At 72.3% G+C, this 23,892-nt stretch carries 16 protein-coding genes; 12 read left to right on the top strand and 4 right to left on the bottom strand.

All coding sequences use genetic code 11. The features are described from left to right. Positions 1-113 precede the first annotated feature (113 nt). From O6P37_RS06600 to O6P37_RS06565, 8 genes are read left to right on the top strand one after another with little or no spacing between them, the layout of a single operon-like run. Positions 114-824 carry an AMP-binding protein gene (locus O6P37_RS06600; RefSeq protein ID WP_269893311.1) on the top strand — a complete coding sequence of 237 codons (711 nt, stop codon included), beginning with the start codon at positions 114-116 and terminating at the stop codon, positions 822-824. Beyond that, positions 821-1,579, top strand: a complete 759-nt coding sequence (locus tag O6P37_RS06595) for a thioesterase II family protein (protein WP_269893310.1) — start codon at positions 821-823, stop codon at positions 1,577-1,579. The genes O6P37_RS06600 and O6P37_RS06595 overlap by 4 nt, the downstream gene beginning before the upstream one ends. Beyond that, entirely contained in the window at positions 1,569-2,891 is a 1,323-nt protein-coding gene (locus O6P37_RS06590) for a beta-ketoacyl [acyl carrier protein] synthase domain-containing protein (protein WP_269893309.1), read from the top strand. The genes O6P37_RS06595 and O6P37_RS06590 overlap by 11 nt, the downstream gene beginning before the upstream one ends. After that, positions 2,891-5,887, top strand: coding sequence for a mycobactin polyketide synthase MbtD (mbtD, locus tag O6P37_RS06585; protein ID WP_269893308.1), 2,997 nt, complete (start codon positions 2,891-2,893; stop codon positions 5,885-5,887). Before O6P37_RS06590 ends, mbtD begins: the two co-directional genes overlap by 1 nt. Continuing rightward, positions 5,880-11,069 (top strand): non-ribosomal peptide synthetase, encoded by a 5,190-nt coding sequence (locus tag O6P37_RS06580; RefSeq protein ID WP_269893307.1) that lies wholly within the window; start codon positions 5,880-5,882, stop codon positions 11,067-11,069. The genes mbtD and O6P37_RS06580 overlap by 8 nt, the downstream gene beginning before the upstream one ends. Then, positions 11,066-15,445 (top strand): amino acid adenylation domain-containing protein, encoded by a 4,380-nt coding sequence (locus O6P37_RS06575; RefSeq protein WP_269893306.1) that lies wholly within the window; start codon positions 11,066-11,068, stop codon positions 15,443-15,445. The genes O6P37_RS06580 and O6P37_RS06575 overlap by 4 nt, the downstream gene beginning before the upstream one ends. A 4-nt stretch (positions 15,446-15,449) precedes the next feature. Continuing rightward, positions 15,450-16,754: an NADPH-dependent L-lysine N(6)-monooxygenase MbtG gene (gene mbtG, locus O6P37_RS06570; RefSeq protein ID WP_269893305.1), complete on the top strand. Its 1,305-nt coding sequence runs from the start codon at positions 15,450-15,452 to the stop codon at positions 16,752-16,754. Beyond that, positions 16,732-16,953, top strand: a complete 222-nt coding sequence (locus O6P37_RS06565) for an MbtH family protein (protein ID WP_269893304.1) — start codon at positions 16,732-16,734, stop codon at positions 16,951-16,953. Before mbtG ends, O6P37_RS06565 begins: the two co-directional genes overlap by 23 nt. On the opposite strand, the gene O6P37_RS06560 is transcribed toward O6P37_RS06565, so the two are convergent. The 3 genes from O6P37_RS06560 to O6P37_RS06550 form a co-directional block, all read right to left on the bottom strand. Next, positions 16,950-17,900 carry an AraC family transcriptional regulator gene (locus tag O6P37_RS06560; protein WP_332909780.1) on the bottom strand — a complete coding sequence of 317 codons (951 nt, stop codon included), beginning with the start codon at positions 17,898-17,900 and terminating at the stop codon, positions 16,950-16,952. The two genes, O6P37_RS06565 and O6P37_RS06560, sit on opposite strands and share 4 nt — an antisense overlap. 9 nt (positions 17,901-17,909) lie before the next feature. Next, the gene (locus O6P37_RS06555) at positions 17,910-18,662 is read right to left on the bottom strand and encodes an SDR family oxidoreductase (RefSeq protein ID WP_269893303.1); all 753 of its coding nucleotides are present in this window, start codon (positions 18,660-18,662) and stop codon (positions 17,910-17,912) included. Between the two features lie 87 nt (positions 18,663-18,749). Continuing rightward, positions 18,750-19,067 (bottom strand): type II toxin-antitoxin system VapB family antitoxin, encoded by a 318-nt coding sequence (locus tag O6P37_RS06550; protein WP_264011527.1) that lies wholly within the window; start codon positions 19,065-19,067, stop codon positions 18,750-18,752. Between the two features lie 165 nt (positions 19,068-19,232). Here O6P37_RS06550 and hrcA point away from each other — a divergent pair, with 165 nt between their 5' ends. The 3 genes from hrcA to O6P37_RS06535 are packed head-to-tail and all read left to right on the top strand — an operon-like array spanning position 19,233 to position 22,213. After that, on the top strand, positions 19,233-20,264 hold the full coding sequence (gene hrcA / locus O6P37_RS06545; protein WP_269893302.1) for a heat-inducible transcriptional repressor HrcA: 1,032 nt from the start codon (positions 19,233-19,235) through the stop codon (positions 20,262-20,264). 38 nt (positions 20,265-20,302) lie between these two features. Further along, positions 20,303-21,451, top strand: a complete 1,149-nt coding sequence (gene dnaJ, locus O6P37_RS06540; protein ID WP_269893301.1) for a molecular chaperone DnaJ — start codon at positions 20,303-20,305, stop codon at positions 21,449-21,451. 18 nt (positions 21,452-21,469) lie between these two features. Continuing rightward, positions 21,470-22,213, top strand: a complete 744-nt coding sequence (locus O6P37_RS06535; protein WP_269893300.1) for a 16S rRNA (uracil(1498)-N(3))-methyltransferase — start codon at positions 21,470-21,472, stop codon at positions 22,211-22,213. Here the strand turns inward: O6P37_RS06535 and O6P37_RS06530 are convergent. Next, positions 22,154-22,768, bottom strand: a complete 615-nt coding sequence (locus O6P37_RS06530) for a DUF998 domain-containing protein (RefSeq protein WP_269893299.1) — start codon at positions 22,766-22,768, stop codon at positions 22,154-22,156. The two genes, O6P37_RS06535 and O6P37_RS06530, sit on opposite strands and share 60 nt — an antisense overlap. 81 nt (positions 22,769-22,849) lie before the next feature. Here O6P37_RS06530 and O6P37_RS06525 point away from each other — a divergent pair, with 81 nt between their 5' ends. Next, on the top strand, positions 22,850-23,890 hold the full coding sequence (locus O6P37_RS06525; RefSeq protein WP_269893298.1) for a PhoH family protein: 1,041 nt from the start codon (positions 22,850-22,852) through the stop codon (positions 23,888-23,890). Positions 23,891-23,892 lie beyond the last annotated feature (2 nt).

Below are 23,892 nucleotides of genomic sequence, written 5' to 3'. Positions count from 1 at the left end.
TCATGCGGTGAACGAGAGCACCGGGGTACCTATTTTCGGGTGGCCGAACATAGGGTAGCCTCAGCAATTTAGGACAGCCTTTGCTAATCCATGGAGGCATTGTGGCTCACGGTATGACGATCACCCGTCCCGGCGACGTAACCGCCGCGGAGATGGCGTCGCTGCACGAACGCGTCCTCGCCGTCGCTGCCTCCGTGCCCGGCGCCGCCGCGGTGACCGGCCCGACCGGCCGGAGCACCTACGGGCAACTCTCCGGGGAGATCCGCGCGATCGCCGCCGCGCTGTCGGTCGCCGGCGTCGTACCCGGTGACGTGGTCGCCGTTGTCGGCACCGCCTGCGCGGAACAGATCCCCGCGGTACTCGGGACGCTCGCCGCGGGCGCGATCTACCTTCCGGTGCCCGCCGGACTGCCCGCCGACGCCGCACTGTCGGCCATGCGCCGCGGCGTGGCGCGGATGGCGCTGGTGTGCGGTGACCTTTCTCCTGCCTTCATGCCTGCACTGACCGTGCGCGAAGCCCTGCGGATCGGCGCCGCCGAGTCCCGCTTCGCCGTGGTGTCGCCGCGCCCGGCCGAACCCGCCGCGATCCTGCCGAACGCCACCTTCAGCCACGCCGCGCTGCTGCGCTCGATCGGCAGCACCTCGGCCGAGCCGCGCGGCCGCCGGGCGGTGTCGCCCGGACTGGACTGCGAGGAGTCGGTGCGCGAGGTGTTCGCCGCGCTGCTCGCCGGTGCCGGTGTGGTGGTCGCCGACCCGGCCGACTCCCGCGCCACGGTCGAATACCCGCTGACCTTCCTGCCGCCGATCGACGCCGCGGCTCCATGACCGGAGTGGGTCAGCAGCAGCAGTTGACGTTCCAGCCCTGGATCAAGGGCTTCCCGGCGGACGGTTCGCGGGGCGCGACAGTGGTCTTCCCGCACGCGGGCGGGGCGGCGGTCGCCTATCGGGGGCTGGCGAAAGCGTTGTCCGACAACGGGCTCGACACATATCTGGTGCAGTACCCGCAACGCGCCGACCGCCTCACCCATCCGGCGGCGGAGACGCTCACCGAGCTCGCCGACGACCTGTTCCGGGCGGGGGAGTGGCACCGGCTCGGTCCGCTGCGGCTGTTTGGTCACTGCATGGGCGCTGTGGTGGCCTTCGAGTTCGCGCGCATCGCCGAGCGGCACGGCGTCGACGTACGCCAGCTGTGGGTCTCGGCCGGGCAGGCGCCGTCCACCGTCGAGGTGTCCGGGCCGATGCCGACCACCGACGACGGCCTGCTGTCCGAGCTGGCGGACCTCGGCGGCACCGACCCGCGCCTGCTCGACGACGAGGACTTCGTCGCGCTGCTGCTGCAGGCGATCCGGGCGGATTACCTGGCCTGGAACCGCTACACCTGCGACGCGGGCGTCACGGTGCGCGCCGACATCATCGCCGTCGGTGGCCGCCGTGACCACCGGATCACCGAGGCGCAGTTGCGGGCCTGGGAGGGCCACACCGAGAAATCGTTCACCCTCTCGCTGCTCGACGGCGGCCACTTCTACCTCAACGAGCACACCGACCTGCTCGCCGAACTGATGGGCGCCGATGACCTCTGACGGCGTGGGCGGCGCGGACGATCCCGTCGTGATCGTCGGCATGGCGCTCGAGGCTCCCGGCGGGATCGATTCCGCCGACGCCTACTGGTCGCTGCTGTCCGAACAGCGCGAGGCGCTCGGCCCGTTCCCGACCGACCGCGGCTGGGACCTGCCCGAGCTCTTCGAACGGCGCGACGGCTACAAGGCCATTCACGACCTCGGCGGATTTCTCACCGACGCAACGTCTTTCGATCCGGAGTTCTTCGGTGTCTCGCCACGGGAGGCCGTGGCGATGGATCCCCAGCAGCGGGTGGCGCTGCGGCTGGCGTGGCGGGCACTGGAGAACAGCGGCGTCAATCCCGACGACCTCGCGGGCCACGACGCCGGCTGCTTCGTCGGCGCGTCGACACTGGACTACGGACCGGACATGGCCCGGTTCTCCGAGCACAGCGGCCATCTCATCACCGGCACCTCGCTGGGCGTGATCTCCGGCCGGATCGCCTACACCCTGGACCTCGCCGGACCGGCGCTCACCGTCGACACCTCGTGCTCGTCGGCGCTGGCGGCGTTCCACGTCGCCGTGCAGTCACTTCGCGCGGGCGACTGCGACCTGGCCCTGGCCGGCGGGGTGGCGGTGATGGGATCGCCGGGCTATTTCGTCGAATTCTCCAAGCAGCACGCACTCTCGGACGACGGGCACTGCCGCCCCTACAGCGCGCACGCCAGCGGCACCGTGTGGGCCGAGGGCGCGGCGATGTTCGTGCTGCAGCGCCGGTCGGCCGCCCGCCGGGACGGCAGGCCGATCCTGGCCGAGGTACTGGCCAGCTGCCTGAACCAGGACGGCCGCACCACCGGGCTGACGGCGCCGAGCGGTGCCGCGCAGGCCCGGTTGTTCAGCCGCGCGCTGGCGCAGGCGGGTGTCCGCGCCGAGGACATCGGGCTGGTGGAGGGGCACGGCACCGGAACCAGGCTCGGCGACCGCACCGAGCTGCGCGCGCTGGCCCGTACCTACGGCGCCACCGAGCCCGGCCGGGGACCGCTGCTCGGCTCGGTGAAGTCCAACATCGGCCACGCGCAGGCCGCGGCGGGCGGGCTGGGGCTGGCCAAGGTGCTGCTCGCCGCCGAGCGCGCCACCATCCCGCCCACGTTGCACGTCGACCAGCCCAGCCGTGAGATCGACTGGGACGCACAAGGTCTCCGGCTGGCCGACAAACTCGGCCCCTGGCGGGCCGTCGACGGGCGGCGGCTGGCCGCGGTGTCGGCGTTCGGGATGAGCGGCACCAACACCCACGTCGTCGTGGCCATGCCCGACGCCGGGGCCCGGGTGGCCTGATGTCCGTCAGCACCTGGCCGGACGGCCGTACCCCCGTGCTGCTCAGCGCACACGCGCCCGATCTCGTCGGCGCGGACGCCGCGGCCATCGCGCGCCACCTGCGAACCCGCCCGGACACCGGGGTGGCCGACGTGGCGGGCCAGTTGCTGCGCACCCGCCGGTTGCGCCGTCACCGCGCCGTGCTGCGGGCCGCCGACCGCGAGGAGCTCCTCGACGGGCTGCGCGCGCTCGCCGACGGCGAGGACCATCCGCTGGTGGCCCGCTCCGCGGAGCACACGACGCCCCGGCTCGCGTTCGTCTGCCCCGGCCAGGGCAGCCAGTGGCCGGCGATGGGCTCCGACGCCTACACGCAGGTGCCCGCCTACCGCGCCGAGGCCGACAAGTGCGCCGCCGCCTTCACCGCCGCCGGGCTGACCTCGCCGCTGCGCTATCTCACCACCGCCGGTGACCCGGATTCGTTCGCCGAGATCGAGATCCAGGGTGCACAGTTCGTCCACGCGGTCGCGCTCGCCGCGGTGTGGCGATCCTGCGGCGTGGCCGCCGACCTCACCGTCGGCCACAGCCTCGGCGAGATCGCCGCGGCCTACCTCGCCGGCGTCATCACGCTGCCCGACGCCGTGGCGGTGGTCGGCGCCCGCGCCGGTGTCACCGACCGGATGCGGGGCAGGTATGCGGTGGCCGCCGTCGGTCTCACGGCGGTGGCCGCCGAGCAGCTGATCGCGGAAACGCCCGGCTGGCTGGAACTCTCGGTGATCAACGCCGGCGCCTCGGTCGCGGTGTCGGGCGATCGCGACGCCGTCGCCGCCGCGGTGGCCACCGTCTCCGCGGGCGGCGGATTCGCCCGCCAGATCACCGTCAACTTCCCGGTGCACACCAGTGTGCTCGAACCGCTGCGCGGGGAATTCACGGCCGCGCTGCCACAGGCCCGGTTCGGCGACGGCCCGGTGCAGTTCATCGGCGGCGCCACCGGTGACGTGGTGGCGGCGGGCACGGAGTTCGGTGACTACTGGTACGGCAATCTGCGCAACATGGTGCGCTTCGATCGCGCAGTCGAAGCGGCGGTGCGATGCGGCGCACGGGCTTTCGTCGAATTGTCGGCGCATCCCGCACTGCTCTTCGCGATCGGCGACACGCTCGACACCCTCGACCTCGCCTCGGGCCCCGCCGTCCTCGTCGGATCCGGGCACCGCGACGCGGCGCTGGTCGACCGGCTGACGGCCAACATCGCCGCAGCCGCGGTGACCGACACCCGCTACCGCTGGGCTGATCTCGTCGGTGACACCCGGCCGCTGCGCGACTTCCCCAACGCGCCGATGCGCGCCACGCACATGTGGGTGGCGCCCGAACGCCCGGCCGCCCGCGAAGGCACGACATCCGCGCCGGTGACGATCGCGACCGAGCTGTGGCGCGAAACGGCCCGTCCCACAATGACGGCCAACGCCCCGCGGACCGTCGCGGTGCTGACACCCGAACCCCGGCACCCGCTGGCCGGCCTGGTCCGAGCCGCGATCGAGGGACACCCTGCGGTCACTGTGGCGCCCGCCGACCGCGCCGAGATGCTCGTCGTCGTCGCCCCTGCCGCCGAACAGACCGACGCCGCGCCGGCCGCCGCCGAGCTGACCGGACAGGTCGCCGGCGGCCTGCTGGAGTACGCGACCGCTGCCGGGCCGCAGTGCCGCGACGTCTGGCTGGTCACCGCAGGCGCCGAACGGGTCACCGCGGACGACCCGGCGCCGCTGCCCGCACCGGCGGCACTGGCGGCGATGCATCGCAGCGTCGGCTTCGAGCACCCCGACCAGACGTTCCGCCACCTCGACCTGCCCGCGGGGGGCCTCGACGCCGAGGCCGCCGCCGCTGTGGCCGAGACGCTGTTCACCGACGTGGCCGAGGCCGCACTCCGCGGCGCCGTCCCGGTGCTGTACCGCCGCGAACTTCCTGTTGTGACAACGGCTCCGAAGGCGTGGGCACTCGACTCCGGCCTGCTCGACGACGTCGTCATCACCGGTGGCGCCGGCGCAGTCGGCCTGCACTTCGCGCGGTACTTCGCCGAACACGGCGCCAAGCGGATCGTGCTGCTCGGCCGCCGCGGCGCGGACGCCGACGTGCTGGTGTCGGTGGCCGGCGACCACGGCACACAGGTGATCGCGCCGCCCTGCGACATCACCGACCGCGACCGGCTGGCGGTGACCGCCGCCGAGTTCGCAGGCAACGGGGCGTCGCTGCTGGTGCACGCCGCCGGGGCCGCCGGGTTCGCCACCCGCGACCACGTCGACCGGACCGTGCTGACCCAGGCCTTCACCGCGAAGGTCGGCGGCCTCGCCGCCGTCGTCGAGCTGTGGCCGCTACGGCCGGACGCGCCGATCCTGCTGTGCTCCTCGGTGTCCGGGGTATGGGGCGGGCAGGGGCACGCCGCCTACTCGGCGGCCAACCGGATGCTCGACGTGACGGCTGCCCGACTGCGGGCATCGGGGCGGGCCTGCCTGTCGGTGCGGTGGGGGCTGTGGGCCGCCGACGGGGAAAGTGTCGTCGACGCCGCCGAGACCGCCCGGATCGAGCGTTCCGGACTGCTGGCGATGGCGCCGCGTGCGGCGATCGAGGCGAGCCTGCGCCACCACTCCGGCGATCCGCTGGTCTTCTCCGCCGACGAGAGCCGGCTGCAGATGTTCTTCGCGAGCCAGCAAGCGGCTCGACATGATCAGGCTGCCGACATCGATGTCGGCGCCACCGACGTCCGGGCGGCGGTGCGCGTCGAACTCGCGTCGGTGCTCAGCGTGGCCGACGCGTCGGCGCTCGACCTCGACGCGTCGTTGTTCGACCTCGGCGTCGACTCGCTGCTGGCTCTCGATCTGCGCAAGCGGATCAAGCACGCCACCGGCCGGTCGGTTCCGCTGGCCCGGTTGCTGGGCGGCATCACCGGCACCGAGCTGATCGCAGACCTCGACCGGGCCGGCGAGCCGGCCGACAGAGCAGAGAAAGTGAACGCTTCGCGTGACTGACACCACTGAGCACACCCGCATCCCGACCGCGGCGGGTCTCGACGACAACCGACTGGAACTGTTGCGGCGCAAGCTCGCCGAACGCGGACTGCGCTCGGCGCCCGACGCGGGAGCAGGCCCGGCCGACGGACTGTCCGACGGGCAGCGACGGATGTGGTTCGTGCAGGAGATGGACCCGGGCGGCGCACTGCTCAACATCTGCCTGTCCTACCGGCTGCGCGGCGACGTCGACCCGGCGCGGCTGCACGATGCGGTCGATGAGGTCGCCCGCCGCCACAGCGTGCTGCGCACCACCTACCGCGCCGGCGAGAACGGCGAACCGGCGCTCGAGGTGCGCGACGACCTGCGCCCCGGCTGGGCCGAGCACGACCTGTCGCAGATGTCCGAGCAGGGCAGGCGGCTTCGGCTCGAGGTGCTCGCGCAGCGCGAGTTCGCCGCGCCGTTCGACCTGACTAAGGACGCACCGCTGCGGATCACCATGGCGCGCATGAGCGCCGACGAGCACGCGCTGCTGTTCGTGGCGCACCACATCGCCTGGGACGACGGCTGCTGGCGGGTCTTCTTCGCCGACCTGACCCGGGCGTACGACGGCGCGGAACTGGGGCCGGAGCCACGCCCCGCACGCCTCGCAGGACCCGACACCACCGAGGCCGACCTGGCGTACTGGCGCGCGGTGATGGCCGCGATGCCCGAACCGCTCGAGCTGCCGGGGCCGACCGGCTCCGTGGTGCCGACCAGCTGGCGCTCCCAGCGCAGCACGCGGCAGCTGTCCAGCGACGTCGCAGGACGGGTCTCGGCGTTGGCCCGCGAGACCGGCTGCACGCCGTACATGGTGCTGCTGGCGGTGTTCGGCGGCTTGATCCACCGCTACACCCACGCCGACGACTTCCTGGTCGCCGCCCCGGTGCTCAACCGTGACGGCGGCGCCGACGAGGTGATCGGCTACCACGGCAACACCGTGGTGATGCGGCAGCGGCCCACGCCGGGCATGACGTTCCGCGAGCTGCTGGCCCAGACCCGCGACACCGCGCTCGGCGCCTTCGCCCACCAGCGGGTGAACCTCGACCGCGTGGTTCGCGAGCTCAACCCCGACCGGCGCTACGGGGCGGAGCGGATGACCCGGGTCAGCTTCGGGTTCCGCGAGCCCGACGGCGGCGGCTTCGCCCCGGCCGGCGTCCGCTGCGAGCGTGCCGAACTGCGCAGCCAGGTGACGCAGCTGCCGCTCGGATTCATGGTCGAGTTCGGCGCCGACACCATCCTGGTGGAGGCCGAACATCTGGTGGAGGTGCTCGACCAGGAGCTGGCCCGCCAGCTGCTCGACCACTTCGCGACGCTGCTCGACAGCGCGCTGGCCGACCCGGACCGCCCGCTGTCCGACCTCGACCTGCTCGACGCCGCGGGCGCCGAGTGGCTGCGCGAGGTGAGCTACGGCGAGGAGTTCTCGACGCCGCCCGCCACACTGCCCGACCTGGTCTCCGCCCGGGTGCGAAGCGCACCGGACGCGGTCGCGGTGGTCTACGAGGGCCGCACCTACAGCTACGGCGAGGTCAACGCGGCGGCGAACCAGGTGGCGCACTGGCTGATCGAGCAGGGCATCGGCGCCGAGGACCGCGTCGCCGTGCTGCTGGACAAGTCGCCCGAACTGGTGATCACCGCGCTGGGCATCGTGAAGGCGGGCGCGGTGTACCTGCCCGTCGACCCGACCTACCCGCAGGACCGGCTCGACTTCATCCTCGAGGACTCCGACCCGAAACTCGTGCTGCGCGAACCGGTCACCGGACTCGAGCGCTACCGCGGCGACGACCCCACCGACGCCGACCGTGTCCGGCCGCTGCACCCGGACAACACCGCGTACCTGATCTACACGTCGGGCACCACCGGGCTGCCCAAGGGCGTGCCGGTGCCGCATCGGCCGGTCGGCGAGTTCTTCGTCTGGTTCGGTGACGACTACGAGATCGACAACTCCGAGCGGCTGCTGCAGGTCGCCTCGCCGAGCTTCGACGTGTCGATCGGCGAGATCTTCGGCATGCTGATCTGCGGTGCGGGCCTGGTGATCCCACGCCCGGACGGCCTGCGCGACATCGGCTACCTGACCGACCTGTTGCGCGACGAGGGCATCACGTCCATGCACTTCGTGCCGTCGCTGCTCGGGCTGTTCCTGTCGCTGCCCGGCGTCAACCAGTGGCGCACACTGCGCCGGGTGCCGATCGGCGGCGAGGCGCTGCCCGGCGAGGTGGCCGACAAGTTCCACGCCACGTTCGACGCGCTGCTGCACAACTTCTACGGGCCCACCGAGACGGTGATCAATGCCACCCGCTACAAGGTGGAGGGCAAGCAGGGCACCCGCATCGTGCCGATCGGCAGGCCCAAGATCAACACGCAGATCCACCTGCTCGACGACAACCTCAAACCCGTGCCGGTCGGGGTGATCGGTGAGATCTACATCGGCGGAACGCATGTGGCACACGGTTACCACCGCCGCCCCGGCCTGACCGCCGAGCGGTTCGTCGCCGATCCGTTCACTCCCGGCGCGCGGCTGTACCGGTCGGGCGACCTGGCCCGCCGCAACGCCGACGGTGACGTCGAGTTCGTCGGCCGCGCCGACGAGCAGGTCAAGATCCGCGGGTTCCGCATCGAACTCGGCGACGTGGCCGCCGCGATCTCGGTGGACCCGAGCGTCGGACAGGCCGTCGTGGTGGTCAGCGACCTGCCCCAGCTCGGCAAGAGCCTGGTGGCCTACCTGACGCCCGCCGCGGAGGCCGACGGCGTCGACGTGGACCGGGTGCGCGCCCGGGTCGCCGCCGCGCTGCCGGACTACATGACACCCGCCGGATACGTTGTGCTCGAGGAGATCCCGATCACCGCGCACGGCAAGATCGACCGCGCCGCGCTGCCCGAGCCGGAGATCACCTCCGAGACCGACTACCGGGAGCCCGGCACCCCGACCGAGCGGCTGCTGGCCGGCCTGTTCGGCGAGCTGCTCGGCCGCGACCGCGTCGGCGCCGACGACTCCTTCTTCGACCTCGGCGGGCACTCGCTGCTGGCCACCAAGCTGGTCGCGTCGGTGCGCTCGCAGTTGGGCGTGGAACTCGGGGTGCGCGAGGTCTTCGAACTCGGCAGCGTCGCCGGCCTGGCCGAGCACATCGACGGCATGTCCGGCGCCGCGCCCGACGACGACAGGCCACGCCTGGTGGCCACCGGGCACGACGGCCCGGCGCCGCTGTCGGCGTCACAGCTGCGGACCTGGTTCACCTACCGGGTCGACGGGCCCAACCCGGTCAACAACATCCCGTTCGCGGCGCGGCTGTCCGGACCGGTCGACGTCGACGCTCTGGTCACTGCCGTGCGCGACGTCGTCGACCGCCACGACATCCTGCGCACCACCTACCGCGAGATCGACGGCGTGCCGCACCAGGTCGTCAACGCACCGGGCGAACTGCGGGTCCGCCGCGCCCGCGGTGACGACGACGCCTGGGTGCAGTCCGAACTGGACCGCGAACGCCGCCACGTCTTCGACCTCGAGCACGAGTGGCCGTTGCGCGCCGCGGTGCTCAGCGCGCCCGGCGGGCATGTGCTGTCGCTGATGATCCACCACATCGCCGGCGACCACTGGTCGGCAGGGGTGTTGTTCGGTGACGTGGTGGCCGCCTATCTGGCGCGGCGCGGCGGGCAGGCGCCGGACTGGGCGCCGCTGCCGGTGCAGTACGCCGACTACGCGGCCTGGCAGGGCCGGATGCTGGCCGACGAGAACGGGTCGATGGCCGCGCAGCGCGAGTACTGGGTGCGTCAGCTGGCCGGTACGCCCGCCGAATCCGGTCTGCGCCCTGACTTCCCGCGGCCGCGGGTGCTCGGCGGAGACGCAGGCGCGGTGGAATTCGGCTTCGACGGCGCCACCCGCGACAAGCTGACCGCGCTGGCCCGCGACCTCGGTGTCACCGAGTTCATGCTGTTGCAGGCGGCGGTCGCCGTGGCGCTGCACAAGGCAGGCGGCGGCGAGGACATCCCGATCGGCACCCCGGTGGCCGGCCGGTCGGAACCCGAACTCGACCGGCTGGTCGGGTTCTTCATCAACATCCTGGTGCTCCGCAACGACCTGCGCGGCAACCCGACGCTGCGTGACCTGCTGGTGCGCACGCGGGAGATGGCGCTGTCCGCTTACGCCCACCAGGATCTGCCGTTCGACCAGGTGGTCAACGCGGTCAGCCCGGTGCGGTCGGTGTCGCGCAACCCGCTGTTCGGGGTGGTGGTGCACGTTCGCGAGCAGCTCCCCGACGGGCAGGTCATCGACAGCGGGCCGGACGGGGACACGGCGTTCTCCGCCATCGAGCCGACGTTCGACGTGGCCCATGCCGACCTGTCGCTGAACTTCTTCGTGTCCGAGAAGGGGTGCCGGGGCCACGTCATCTACCGCACCGAGTTGTACGACCCGGCCACCGCCCGGCGGTTCGCGTTGTGGCTCGGCCATGTCGTCGACGCGTTCGCCGACCGGCCCGACGAGCGACTGCGCAGCCTGCAGATCACCGACGAGCAGGAGCGGCAGCAACTCTCGCAGTGGGGTGGCGGGCAGCTGGTGGTGCTCGACGACGCGCTGAACCCCGTGCCGGTCGGCGTGATCGGCGACGTGTACCACCGCGGCGGTCCGGTCGCGGTGGGCGAGTGCGACGGCGTCGCGCTCACCGCCGCCCGGTTCGTGGCGGATCACACCGGCGGAGAGCCCGGTTCGCGGCTGTACCGGTCCGGCGACCGTGGCCGCTGGACCGGTGACGGGCGGCTGGAACTCGTCGGCCGCGCCGGCGGCGTCGACGACGCGGTCGCGGCGCAACCCGCCGCGGTGGCCGCCGAACCGCCCCGCACCGACACCGAGAAGGCGCTCGCGTCGATCATGGCCGAGGTGCTGGGCGCCGACGAGATCGATCGGGGCGACGACTATTTCACCCTCGGCGGCGACAGCATCCTCGCCGTGCAACTGGCGGCGCGGGCGCGCGACGCCGGTCTGGGGCTCACCGCGCGGATGGTGTTCGAGTTCCCGACCGTGCACGAGCTCGCCGCCGCAGTCGACGCGGCGGGGGAGAGCGTCGAGGGCGGCGACGTCCACCACGAGGCGATGAGCGCGTCGGGGCTGTCGGCCGACGAACTGGCCGACCTGACGCTCTCGTGGTCGGCCGGGGACGACGCTCGGTGACCGCGACCCTCGAGGACGTCCTCGCGCTCAGCCCGCTGCAGCAGGGGCTCTACTCGCTGACGACGCTGAGCGACAGCGAGGACGGCGACCTCGGGTCCGCCGACCCCTACCTGATCGCGATGGCCGCCGACATCACCGGCGACCTGGACGCGGCGCTGCTGCGCGACTGTGCCGCGGCGATGTTCGAACGCCATCCCAACCTGCGGGCCAGCTTCGTCCGCGCCGGCAGCAAGTCCCGCGTGGTGCAGGTGATCCCGACGCGGGTCGACGTGCCGTGGCGGCACGTCACCGCGTCTGCCGACGAGGTGGAGGCGTTGGAGGCCGACGCCCGCAGGCGCCGGTTCGACCTCGGCCACGGTCCGGCGATGCGCTTCCTTCTCGTCGAGATGCCAGGGCCGCGTTGGCGTCTGGTGATCGTCGCGCACCACATCGTGATCGACGGCTGGTCGCTGCCGCTGTTCGTGGGCGAACTCATCACGCTCTACCGCTCGGGCGGGGACACCTCGGCGCTGCCTGCGCCGCCGCGGCCGTACCGCGACTACATCGGCTGGCTCGCCGGCCGCGACCAGGACGGCAGCCGCCGGCTGTGGCGCGACCACCTCGCCGGGCTGCCCGGTCCGACGCTGCTCACTCCGGCGCTCACCGACGGCGAACCGCCCAGTGGGATGCCGCGGCGCACCGAACTCCGGCTGGACGCCCCGGCCACCGCCGCGCTGGCCGAGGCCGCCCGCTCCCGCGGCGTCACCCTCAACACGCTGGTCCAGATGGCCTGGGCGAACATCGTCTCCACCTTCACCGACCGCAGCGACGTGGTGTTCGGCGTGACGGTGTCCGGCAGGCCGGGCGAACTGGCCGGCGTCGAGTCGATGGTCGGGCTGTTCATCAACACCGTCCCGCTGCGGGTGCGGCTCGATCCGGCGCAGCGCGTCGGCGCGCAGTGCGTCGCGCTGCAGCGGGAGGCCGCCGCGCTGCGCGACCACAGCTACCTGGCGCACGCCGAGCTGCGGTCGATCGGCGGCATCGGCGAGATGTTCGACACCCTGCTGGTCTACGAGAACTTCCCGCCGGGCGGACTGGTCGGCAGCGGCGAGTTCGAGGCCGCCGGCGCGCGGTTCCGGCCCGCGGCGCTGGAGAGCCTCGCGCACTTCCCGGTCACCGTCGCCGCCCACCTCACCGACGGGGAACTCACCGTGCTCGTCGAGGTGATCGACGGGGCGCTGGGCGCGATGACACCGGAGAGCCTCGGCGCGCGGGTGCTGGCCACCGCGCAGCGGCTCATCGCCTGCTGGGAGCGGCCGCTGCGCGACGTCGGGGTGCTGCTCGACGGCGAGGAGGCCGCCACCACGGCGACCCTCCTCGCGCCCACCGCGGCCGGTGGCGTGCACGCCCGTTTCGCCGAAGTCGCTCGGTCGCGGCCGGATTCGGTCGCGCTGACGTGGGACGGCGGCCGGTCGACCTACCGCGAGCTCGACGAGGCCGCCGACCGGCTGGCCGCCGCGCTCGCCGCCAGGGGAGTGCGCACCGAGACGCCGGTGGCGATCCTGCTGTCGCGGGGACCGGACTACGTGATCGCGATGCTCGGCGTGCTCAAGGCGGGCGGGGTCATCGTGCCGCTCGACCCGGCGATGCCCGCGGCCCGCGTCGACGACATCGTCACCCAGAGCGGCGTCGTGCTCGTCCTTGACGCCGCGCTGCTCGCCGAGTGCAGCACCGACGCACCGGCCGCCGGCTTCCGGCCGGTGACCGCCCACCGCGGCCAGGCCGCGTACGTCGTCTTCACCTCCGGGACCACCGGGCGGCCCAAGGGCGTGGTCGGCACCCACGACGCGGTGCTCGCCTACACCGAGGACCACGCCCGCAGCGTGCTTCGCCCTGCGGCGGAAAGGTTGGGCCGCACCCTGTCGGTGGCGCACGCGTGGTCGTTCACCTTCGACGCGGCCTGGCAGCCGCTGGCGGCCCTGCTCGACGGGCACAGCGTGCACATCGTCGACGACGACGTGCAGCGCGACGCCGAGGCGCTGGTCGCGACGATCGCCCGCTTCGGCGTCGACCTGATCGACACCACGCCGTCGATGTTCGCCCAGCTGAGGGCGTTCGGCCTGTTGTCCACGGTGCCGCTGGGCGTGCTCGCCCTCGGCGGCGAGGCGGTCGGCATCCCGGCGTGGAACGCGATCCGCGACGAGTGCGCCCGCACCGGCATGACGGCCTTCAACTGCTACGGCCCCACCGAGACCACGGTCGAGGCCGTCGTCGCCGCGATCGCCGACCACGAGTCGCCCACGATCGGTCTGCCCACCGGGCCCACCCGCGCCTACGTGCTGGACTCCTGGCTGCGCCCGCTGCCCGACGGCGTCACCGGCGAGCTGTACCTCGCGGGCGGCCAGCTCACCCGCGGCTACCTCGGCCGGATGGGTGAGACGTCGGGCCGGTTCATCGCCGACCCGTTCGTCGCCGGTGAACGGATGTACCGCACCGGTGACGTGGTGCGCCGCTCGACCGACGGGTCGCTGCAGTTCCTCGGCCGCTCCGATGCCCAGGTCAAGATCCGCGGGTTCCGCGTCGAACCCGCCGAGATCGCGGCGGTGCTGCACGGACACCCCGCGGTGCGGCACGCCCACGTGGCGGTGCGGCACCACCGCAGCGGGCCGCGGCTGACCGCCTACGTGTCCGCCGACCCGCCGCCGCCCGTCCCCGAACTGCGGGCGATGCTGACCAAACGGCTACCGCGCTACATGGTTCCGCACCGCATCGTGCTGATCGACGAGCTGCCGCTGACGCCGCACGGCAAGGTCGACGAGCCCGCGCTGGCCGCTCTCGCACAGGAACCCGACGACGAGGTCGCCACGCCGGAGACCGCGACGGAGATCGCGCTGGCCGAGGTGCTCGCCGAGATCCTGCACACCGGACGGCAGGTGGACGTCACCGCCGACCTGCTGCAGCTGGGACTCGACAGCATCGTCGCGCTGTCGGTCGTGCAGGCCGCGCGGCGGCGCGGTGTCGCGCTGCGGGCGCGGCTGATGCTCGAATGCGGCACCATCCGCGAGCTCGCCGCCGCCGTGGACGGCGAATCGGCCGGTGCGACTGCCGGTGACGAGGGCGGCGACGGCCCGATCCCCGCGCTGGCCAACGTGCACTGGCTCTACGAGTACGGCGACCCGCGGCGGCTGGCGCAGACCGAGGCGATCCGGCTGCCCGACGGCATCACCGTCGACCAACTGCACACCCTGCTGCGCACCGTCGTCGACGGCCACGAGATGCTGCGCTGCCGGCTCGACCGCGACACCATGACCTTCGTGCCGGGCGCGGTCGAGGACTTCCTCACCGAGGTGTCGGTGAGCGGCCCGCTGGCCGACGCCGTCGCCGAACACACCCGCACGTCGGTCGAGCGGCTCGATCCCTCGCGCGGTGCGCTGCTGTCCGCGGTGTGGTTGCGCGACAGCGCATCTCCGGCCAGCGTGCTGGTGCTGTCGGCGCACGTGCTGGCGATGGACCCGGCGTCGTGGCGCATCGTCGTCGGCGAATTGGACGCGGGCTGGCACGCGCTGTCCGCGGGCAGGCAGCCGACGCCCGCGGTCGAGCGCACCGGGTACCGGCGGTGGTCGGGGCTGCTGCACGAGCGCGCGCACCGGCTCGACACCTGCGGTTTCTGGGAGGCTCAGCTCGCCGGCGCCGACCCCGATCTCGGTGTGCGGCGGGTGGATCCGCGAACCGACCGTGCCCGCGACGTCACGGTGAGCGTCTGCGTCACCGACGCCACCGACACCGCACGGCTGCTCGCCGCCGACCGGCCGATGGCCCACATGCTGGCGGCCGCGGCGGCGGACACGGTGACCCGGTGGCGCCGTCATCGCGGGCAGGACACGCCGCCGCCGCTGCTGGCGCTGGAGTCCTTCGGCCGCGTCGATGCGGTCGTCGACGGCGGCTCGGGCGACGTGGACACCGGCGAGACGGTCGGGCTGATGTCGGCCATCTACCCGCTGCGGATCGGCGCCGACGTCGCCACGGATCTGGCGGCCGTCCCCGGTGACGGCATCGACTACGCGCTGCTGCGTTACCTGCGGGCCGACACCGCGCCGCGGCTGCGGGCCCACCGCGAACCCCAGCTGCTGCTGAACTACCTCGGCCGCGCGGAGCTCGGAGCGGTGACCGGCGACATGCAACCCGACCGCGCACTCACCGCGGGGGCGTCGCAGCTGCCGGAGCCCGACCTCGCGGTCCGGTATGAGCTGACGCTCAACGCGGTGGTGTTCTCCGACGGCGCGTCGCCCGTGCTGGCGACGCAGTGGCGCACCCTGCCGGACATCCTGGCTCCCGGCGATGTCGAAGTGCTGCAGGGGTTGTGGCGAGAAGCGTTGAAAGAGGTATGCGAGAGATGACCGCATGAGCCGCACACTGGCGGTGATCGGCGCCGGCGCCAAGGGTGTCGCGGTGGCCGCCAAGGCCGCCGAACTGCGCGACATGGGCGTCGACGTGCCCGACGTGGTGGCGATCGAGCGCACCGCGGTGGCCGCCAACTGGCAGGCCAGCGGGGGATGGACCGACGGCCAGCACCGACTCGGCACCAGCCCGGAGAAGGACGTCGGTTTCCCCTACCGGTCCTCACTGGTGCCGCGCCGCAACGCCGAACTCGACACCAGGATGATGCGGCACAGCTGGCAGTCCTACCTGGTGTCGACCGGTCAGTTCGCCGAGTGGATCGATCGCGGCAGGCCCGCGCCGACCCACCGCCGCTGGAGCCAGTACCTGCGCTGGGTCGCCGACAACGTCGGGATGAGCGTGATCAACGGCGAGGTCACCGGCATCACCGTCGACGCGGGCGCCGACGCCGCACGGTGGGTGCTGCAGACCCACGAGACGTCGGTGGAGGCCGACGCGCTGATGATCACCGGTCCCGGGCAGGCCGAACGCTCGATCCTGCCGGGCAACCCGCGAGTGCTCTCGATCGCCCAGTTCTGGCACCGCGCCGCCGCGCACGAGCTGATCGCCGCCGAACGTGTCGCCGTCATCGGTGGTGGGGAGACCGCCGCGACGATGCTCAACGAGCTGTTCCGGCACCGGGTTTCGACGATCACGGTGATCTCGCCGCAGGTCACGCTGTTCACCCGGGGCGAGGGCTTCTTCGAGAACACGCTGTACTCGGACCCCACCCACTGGGCAGGCCTGACGCTGGGTGAGCGCCGCGACGCGATGCTGCGCACCGACCGCGGGGTGTTCTCGGCGCGGGTGCAGGAGGCGCTGCTGGCCGACGACAGGATCCGCCATCTGCGCGGCCGGGTGGCCCATGCGGTGGCCCGCGACGACCGGATCCGGCTGACACTGCAGACCGACCGGGTCGGGGAGCGACTCGAGACGGTGCACGGTTTCGACCTGGTGATCGACGGGTCGGGGGCCGACGCGCTGTGGTTCGTGCCGCTCTTCCGCCAGGAGGCCCTCGATCTGCTCGAACTGGGTCTGGGCGGTCCGCTCACCGGCGATGCGCTGCAGGAGTCGATCGGCGACGACCTCTCGGTCGACCACCTCGCGCCCAAGTTGTTCCTGCCCGGCCTGGCGGGGCTGACCCAGGGACCGGGGTTCCCCAACCTCAGCTGTCTCGGACTGTTGTCCGACCGCGTGCTCGGCGCCGGGTTCGAGCCGTCCACACAGCGATCGATCAGGAGAAGCGATGAGCACCAACCCCTTCGATGACGACAGCGGCCAGTTCTTCGTGCTGGTCAACGACGAGGACCAGCACAGCCTGTGGCCGGCCTTCGCCGGGGTTCCCGCGGGGTGGCGCGTGGTGTTCGGCGAGAGCACCCGCGCCGACTGCCTCGCCTACGTCGAGGAGAACTGGGCGGACCTGCGGCCGAGGAGCCTGCGCGAGGCGATGGCGGCCGCGGGCGGCTAGCCCGGCCTGCCGTCCCGCTGCACCCGGCGGGCGTATTCGGTTGGTGTGCAACCGGTGTGCCGGGAGAAGGCGGTGCTGAACGCGGTGGGGGACTGGTAGCCGACGCGCTGTGCGATCTGCGCGGTGGACAGCCGCCCGGACCGCAGCAGTTCCCGTGCCGTGGCCAGCCGCCACTGCAGCAGGTACTGCATCGGCGGCATTCCCACGACCTCGGCGAATCGCTGCGCGAACACCGCGCGGGACACCGATGCGGCGCGCGCGAGATGCTGCACCGTCCAGCCACGTGCGAGGTCGGCGTGCAGCTGCGTCAGGGCGGGCGCCAGTACGGCGTCCGAGAGTCCCGCGATCAGCCCGCGCTGCTCCTGGTCGACGGGCGCCGGGGCGACCCGGATCGCCTCCATCAGCAGCACCTCGACGAGCCGCTGCAGAATCGCGTCGCGGCACGGACTCTCGCCGTCGGCCTCCTCGGCGATCAGCTCGACGATCCGGCTGAGCCGCGCCGAGCCCGGTTCGTCGCGGCGCACCAGCACGGCGGGCGGCAACAGCGGCACCAACAGCGGCGCGTTGGCGGGATCGACTCGGAAGTATCCGCCGAGCATGCGCATCGTGACCGGCTCCGATGCGCCGCCGTGGCGGGTGCGGCGGCCGTGGTCGATCGGGGTGGGGATGGGTTCGACGCCGCGGCTCGCGCTCAGGGTGAAGCCCGGTGTCTCAGGAAGCAGCAGGAAGTCGCCGTCGCGCAGGTCGATGGCGTCGAGCCCGTCGGCTTCCAGGACGCACGACCCCTGCAGCATCACGCAGAACGCGGGGTCGCCGTAGCGGGGCTTGCGGACACCCCAGCTGCCTGCGCCGTCGATGACCTTCGACAGCACCGCCTCCGGTCGCAGCAGGCCGAGCAGTTCCTCCACCGGTCCCGGGGCGGTGCCCGCGGTGTCGGGTGTGCCCACCCCCAGACGCTAAACCCCCGCGGTCGATTCGGCGAGCGCCACCGCGTCGGCCCCCGCCGGGAACCTGAGCCGGTCGGAGGTGTCGGTGGCTGCGGACAGCACCACCTCGGCGACGTCCTCCGGGGTGGTGACGGCGCCGGCGGAGCCGAACGACGCCATGATCGGCGCGGCGAACGGCTCGTAGGCGGGCGGGATGACCCCGGCCATCCGGTGGATGCCGTTGGCGGTGAAGCTGGTCGACGGGCCGTAACCCGGCTCGACCAGCTTGGCCCGCACGCCGAAGAAGGCGAGTTCGAGAGCCAGCGACGCCGTGAACCCCTCGACGGCCATCTTGCTGGCGGTGTAGACCGCGGCCAGCGGCATCGCGGCCAGTGTCACGCTGGAGGTGACGTTCACGATCACGCCCGACCCCCGGGTGCGCATCTGTGGCACGACGGCCTGTGTCATCGCCATCACGCCGAACGTGTTGGTGTCGAACAACTCCCGGGTGGTCTGCATCGGCGTGGCCTCGAACGCGCCGACGGCGCCGATGCCCGCGTTGTTGACCAGGACATCGATCGGCCCGCTGTCGGTCACGGCGGCGGCGATGCTCTCTGCCGACGTCACGTCGAGCGGGATGACCCGCAGCCGGTCCGAAGGGGGCAGCGCGTCGGTCCGCGGGGTGCGCATGGTGGCGATGACGTCGAAACCCTCGTCGAGGAACCGGCGGGCGGTCGCCAGACCGTAGCCGGAGGAGCAGCCGGTGATCAACACTGTGGTCATGCACCGAAACGTATGGTCGGCCGCGGCGCCGGACAAGGCGTCAGCGTCCGGGATCGCTTCGCGATCGTCTGGCCGGTGCGGCCGCGGCTAACCCTGCTGCGCGGCCAGCGGGACGTCCATGTCGAACAGGCGCGCATGCAGCACGATCCGGTTCCGCAGCGCGGCGCGCACCGCGCGGTGCAGACCGTCCTCGAGGTAGACGACGCCGCGCCAGCGCACCGCGTGCGGGAAGAGGTCGCCGTAGAACGTCGAGTCCTCCGACAGCAGCCGGTCGAGCGCCAGCACGGTGGTGGTGGTCACCAACTCGTCGAGGCGGAGTTGTCGCGGCGGGATGCGCGACCAGTCGCGGTAGCTCAGCCCGTGGTCGGGATACGGCTTGCCCTCGCGGACACCCTTGAAGATCATCGGCGCGCCTTCGGCACTCGGTCCCCCGTGCTTTTCAACCCCGGTTCGCCAGGTTAGCCGAGCCTGACGCGGCCCGTCGCGGGGCCGATCGGCCGCTCGCGCGGAGGTCGCGGCGCCCGTGACCGTAAAATGGTGTCAAACTCACGGGCAGGGGCAGGTGAACACATGGGAAGTGCCGACGATCGTCGGTTCGAGGTACTGCAGGCCATCGTCGCCGACTTCGTGACCACCAAGGAGCCGATCGGCTCCAAGACGCTCGTCGAACGGCACAACCTCGGCGTGTCCAGCGCCACCGTGCGCAACGACATGGCCGTGCTCGAGGCCGAGGGCTACATCACCCAGCCGCACACCAGCTCGGGGCGGGTGCCCACCGAGAAGGGCTACCGCGAGTTCGTCGATCGCCTCGACGAGGTCAAGCCGCTGTCGTCCTCGGAACGGCGGGCCATCCTGACGTTCCTGGAGAACGGCGTCGACCTCGACGACGTGCTGCGCCGCGCGGTGCGGCTGCTGGCGCAGCTCACCCGGCAGGTCGCGGTGGTGCAGTATCCGACCCTCACCACGTCCACGGTGCGCCATCTCGAGGTGGTGGCGCTGACCCCGGCGCGGCTGCTGCTGGTGGTCATCACCGACACCGGCCGGGTCGACCAGCGCATCGTCGAACTCGGTGACGCGATCGACGACCACCAGCTGTCGAAGCTGCGGGAACTGCTCGGTCAGGCGCTCGAGGGCAAGCCGCTCTCGGCGGCGACCGTGGCGGTCTCGGATCTCGCCGCACACCTCGACGGGTCCGGCGGGCTGTCCGACGCGGTCGGCCGGTCGGCCACCGTGCTGGTGGAGACGCTGGTGGAGCACCGAGAGGAACGGCTGCTGCTCGGCGGCACGGCCAACCTCACCCGCAACACCGCCGACTTCGGCGGTTCGTTGCGCTCGGTGCTCGAGGCACTCGAGGAGCAGGTGGTGGTGCTGAAGTTGCTGGCCGTGCAGCAGGAGGCCGGCAAGGTGACCGTGCGCATCGGCCACGAGACCGAGGCCGAGCAGATGGCGGGCACGTCGGTGGTCAGCACGGCGTACGGCAGTTCGGGCAAGGTGTACGGCGGCATGGGTGTGCTGGGGCCCACACGAATGGACTATCCGGGAACTATCGCTAATGTCGCTGCGGTTGCTCTCTACATCGGCGAAGTCTTAGGCAGCCGCTGAGCCCGGACGGGCCGGCGACAGGACAGAACAGGCGAAGCGTGGCACGCGATTATTACGGCTTGCTCGGAGTCAGCAAGGGCGCGAGTGAATCGGAGATCAAGCGCGCCTACCGCAGGCTCGCGCGCGAACTGCACCCCGACGTCAACCCCGACGAGGCCGCCCAGGCGAGGTTCAAGGAGATCAGCGTCGCCTACGAGGTGCTCTCGGATCCCGAGAAGCGGCGCATCGTCGACCTCGGCGGTGACCCGCTGGAGACCGCGGGCGGCGGCGCCAACGGCGGATTCGGCGGCGGGTTCGGCGGCCTCGGCGACGTGTTCGAGGCGTTCTTCGGCGGCGGCGCCGGATCGCGCGGCCCGGTCGGGCGGGTGCGCCCCGGCTCGGACTCGCTGCTGCGGATGCGGCTCGACCTGACCGAGTGCGCCACCGGCGTGACCAAGCAGGTCACGGTCGACACGGCGGTGCTCTGTGACCTCTGCAAGGGCAAGGGCACCCACGGCAACTCCACACCGGTGGCCTGTGACACCTGCGGCGGCCGCGGCGAGGTGCAGACCGTGCAGCGCTCTCTGCTCGGCCAGGTGATGACGTCCCGGCCATGCCCGGTGTGCGGCGGCGTGGGCGAGGTCATCCCCGACCCGTGTCACCGCTGCGGCGGCGACGGCCGGGTGCGCGCCCGCCGCGACATCAGCGTGAAGATCCCCGCGGGCGTCGGCGACGGCATGCGGGTGAGGCTGGCCGCCCAGGGCGAGGTCGGGCCCGGCGGCGGGCCGGCAGGCGACCTCTACGTCGAGGTGCACGAGAAGCCGCACGACGTGTTCGTCCGCGACGGCGACGACCTGCGCTGCTTCGTCTCGGTGCCGATGATCGACGCCGCCCTCGGCACCGCCGTGACCGTCGACGCCATCCTCGACGGCCCGACCGAGATCACGATCCCGGCAGGCACCCAGCCGGGTGCGGTCGTCACGCTGCGCGGCCACGGCATGCCCCATCTGCGGTCGGGGGTGCGGGGCGATCTGCACGCCCACATCGACGTGGTGGTGCCGACCCGGCTGGACAGTCAGGACAGCGAGCTGCTCCGCCAGCTCAAGGAGCGCCGCGTCCGCGACGCCGCCGAGGTCCGCTCGACCCAGTCGTCTGCCGCATCGGGCGGGTTGTTCAGCCGCCTGCGCGAGACGTTCAGCGGCCGCTGAGCGGCCCATTCGTCCTCGATGACCGACGCGCTCTTCTACGTCGACGCGATCCCCGCCGAGGGCCTGCCGGTGGTGGTGGACGGCGACGAGGGCTTCCACGCGGCCAACGTTCGGCGCATCAGGGTCGGCGAGCGGCTGGACCTGGGTGACGGCGCCGGCGTCGTCGCGCACTGCGAGGTCACCGAGACCGGCAAGGGCCGCCTGACCGCGCGGGTGCTGCACCGCCGCACCGTGGCGCCCGCTGCGCCGCCGGTCACCGTGGTGCAGGCGATCCCGAAGTCCGAGCGCTCCGAGCTGGCCGTCGAACTGGCCACCGAGGCCGGGGCGGACGCGGTGGTGGCCTGGCAGGCGGCGCGGTGCGTCGCACGCTGGGAGTCCGCGGCCAAGGTCGACAAGGGTCTGCGGCGGTGGAGTGCGGTGGCGCGGGCGGCCTCTCGGCAGTCCCGCCGCCCGTTCATCCCGGCCGTCACCGGGGTGCTGTCGACGGCAGACCTGGTGAGCCGGGTGCGCGCCGACGCCGCGGTCACCGCACTGATACTGCACGAGTCGTCGAGCCGGCCGATCACTGAAATAGATGTCGCGCAGGCACATTCGCTGATGCTGATCATCGGCCCTGAGGGCGGCATCACCGGCGACGAGGTGACCGCGCTGACCGGCGCAGGCGCGCAGGCAGTGCGGTTGGGCCCGTCGGTGCTGCGGACGTCAACCGCCGCCGCCGTCGCGCTCGGTGCGCTGGGCGCGCTCACGCCACGCTGGCAGTAGCGCGGCCGCCGCAAGCACCTGCCAGCAGACGATGGTGTACACGCTCACCCGCTCCAGCACCGGGCCCGGCAGCCGGTCGGTGATCACCCACATCGCCGCGCAGGCCAATCCTGTGGCGCCGAGTGCGGCCGACGCCCACCGGACGGCGGCGGGGCGCAGCATCGGGGCGGCGGCCAGCGCGGTCAGGTTGCCGCCGGCGATCGCCAGCACCGCGCCGACGACGTGCCAGGGTCCCGCGCCGCTGTGCACCGTCGCGACGAGCACGTTCCCGGCCGCGTTCGCCGCCGCGCACACCAGCACCGGCGCGGGCCGTGACGGTCGAACGGCGCGCACCGCCAGCACGGCGCCGAGCAGGAACATCGCCCCCTGCAGGCAGAACCCGGCGTTCATCAGGACCGCCGACGGCGACTGCGGGGTGCCCAGGTCGCTGATCGCGTCGTGCGCGTAGCTGTAGCCCGGGTGGTGCGCGGCGGCGACGGCCTCGGCGAGCAGATAGCCGCCCGCGCCCGCCGTCCAGCAGGCGGCCGCGGCGATACCCGTCCTTCGGTTATGCATTGGGGTCCGTCGGTACCCGGCGGTAGACTGGGCTGTCAAGAGCGCCCGTTGAGCAACCAGGAAGCAGGCAGAAAAACCCACGTGACGCCACGCGAGACGAACGCTGGCCCGGCACCGGCCGCACCGGTGCGCAGCAGCATCGATGTTCCGCACGACCTCGTCATGGGACTGCTCGGTTCCGCCGACGAGAATCTGCGCGCACTCGAAGAACTCCTCACCGCCGACATCCACGTCCGCGGAAACGCCCTCACCATGTCCGGAGAGCCCGCCGACGTGGCCCTCGCCGAGCGGGTGATCTCCGAACTGCTGGCGATCGCGGGCAGCGGCCAGCGGCTCACGCCCGACGCGATCCGGCACAGCGTGTCGATGCTCACCGGCACCGGCAACGAGTCACCCGCCGAGGTGCTGACGCTGGACATCTTGTCGCGGCGCGGCAAGACCATCCGGCCCAAGACGCTGAACCAGAAGCGCTATGTCGATGCGATCGACGCGCACACCATCGTGTTCGGGATCGGGCCCGCGGGCACCGGCAAGACCTACCTGGCGATGGCCAAGGCGGTCAACGCGCTGCAGTCCAAACAGGTCAGTCGGATCATCCTGACCCGCCCGGCGGTCGAAGCCGGTGAGCGCCTCGGGTTCCTGCCCGGCACGCTCTACGAGAAGATCGACCCGTACCTGCGGCCGCTGTACGACGCGCTGCACGACATGATGGATCCCGAGCTGATCCCGAAGCTCATGAGTGCCGGCGTGATCGAGGTGGCGCCGCTGGCTTTTATGCGTGGGAGAACGCTGAATGATGCATTCATCATCCTCGACGAGGCGCAGAACACCACGGCCGAGCAGATGAAGATGTTCCTGACCCGGCTGGGCTTCGGCGCCAAGATGGTGGTCACCGGCGACATCACCCAGATGGACCTGCCCGGCGGCGCCACCTCGGGTCTGCAGGCGGCCGCCCGGATCCTGAACAACATCGACGACATCCACTTCGCCGAACTCACCAGCGCCGACGTCGTGCGGCACCGATTGGTCTCCGACATCGTCGACGCCTACGCCAGATCCGAGGAGTCCGCGTTGATGAACCGGGCGGAGCGGCGCGCGTCCAGCGGCCGCTCCAGGCGGTAGCC

Origin of the sequence: Mycobacterium hippophais (assembly GCF_027529605.1) — a bacterium.
In the GTDB taxonomy this organism is placed as follows: domain Bacteria; phylum Actinomycetota; class Actinomycetes; order Mycobacteriales; family Mycobacteriaceae; genus Mycobacterium; species Mycobacterium arseniciresistens.
This window is presented reverse-complemented; position numbering and strand designations above follow the sequence as displayed.

Bases quoted from the DNA above. Each gene is read 5' to 3' on its own strand.
- O6P37_RS06550 (WP_264011527.1), bottom strand. From the start codon at position 19,067: ATGATCTTCAAGGGTGTCCGCGAGGGCAAGCCGTATCCCGACCACGGG.
- O6P37_RS06565 (WP_269893304.1), top strand. From the start codon at position 16,732: ATGAGCACCAACCCCTTCGATGACGACAGCGGCCAGTTCTTCGTGCTG.
- mbtG (WP_269893305.1), top strand. From the start codon at position 15,450: ATGAGCCGCACACTGGCGGTGATCGGCGCCGGCGCCAAGGGTGTCGCG.
- O6P37_RS06555 (WP_269893303.1), bottom strand. From the start codon at position 18,662: ATGACCACAGTGTTGATCACCGGCTGCTCCTCCGGCTACGGTCTGGCG.
- O6P37_RS06530 (WP_269893299.1), bottom strand. From the start codon at position 22,768: ATGCATAACCGAAGGACGGGTATCGCCGCGGCCGCCTGCTGGACGGCG.
- O6P37_RS06600 (WP_269893311.1), top strand. From the start codon at position 114: ATGACGATCACCCGTCCCGGCGACGTAACCGCCGCGGAGATGGCGTCG.
- O6P37_RS06590 (WP_269893309.1), top strand. From the start codon at position 1,569: ATGACCTCTGACGGCGTGGGCGGCGCGGACGATCCCGTCGTGATCGTC.
- hrcA (WP_269893302.1), top strand. From the start codon at position 19,233: ATGGGAAGTGCCGACGATCGTCGGTTCGAGGTACTGCAGGCCATCGTC.
- O6P37_RS06595 (WP_269893310.1), top strand. From the start codon at position 821: ATGACCGGAGTGGGTCAGCAGCAGCAGTTGACGTTCCAGCCCTGGATC.
- mbtD (WP_269893308.1), top strand. From the start codon at position 2,891: ATGTCCGTCAGCACCTGGCCGGACGGCCGTACCCCCGTGCTGCTCAGC.
- O6P37_RS06535 (WP_269893300.1), top strand. From the start codon at position 21,470: ATGACCGACGCGCTCTTCTACGTCGACGCGATCCCCGCCGAGGGCCTG.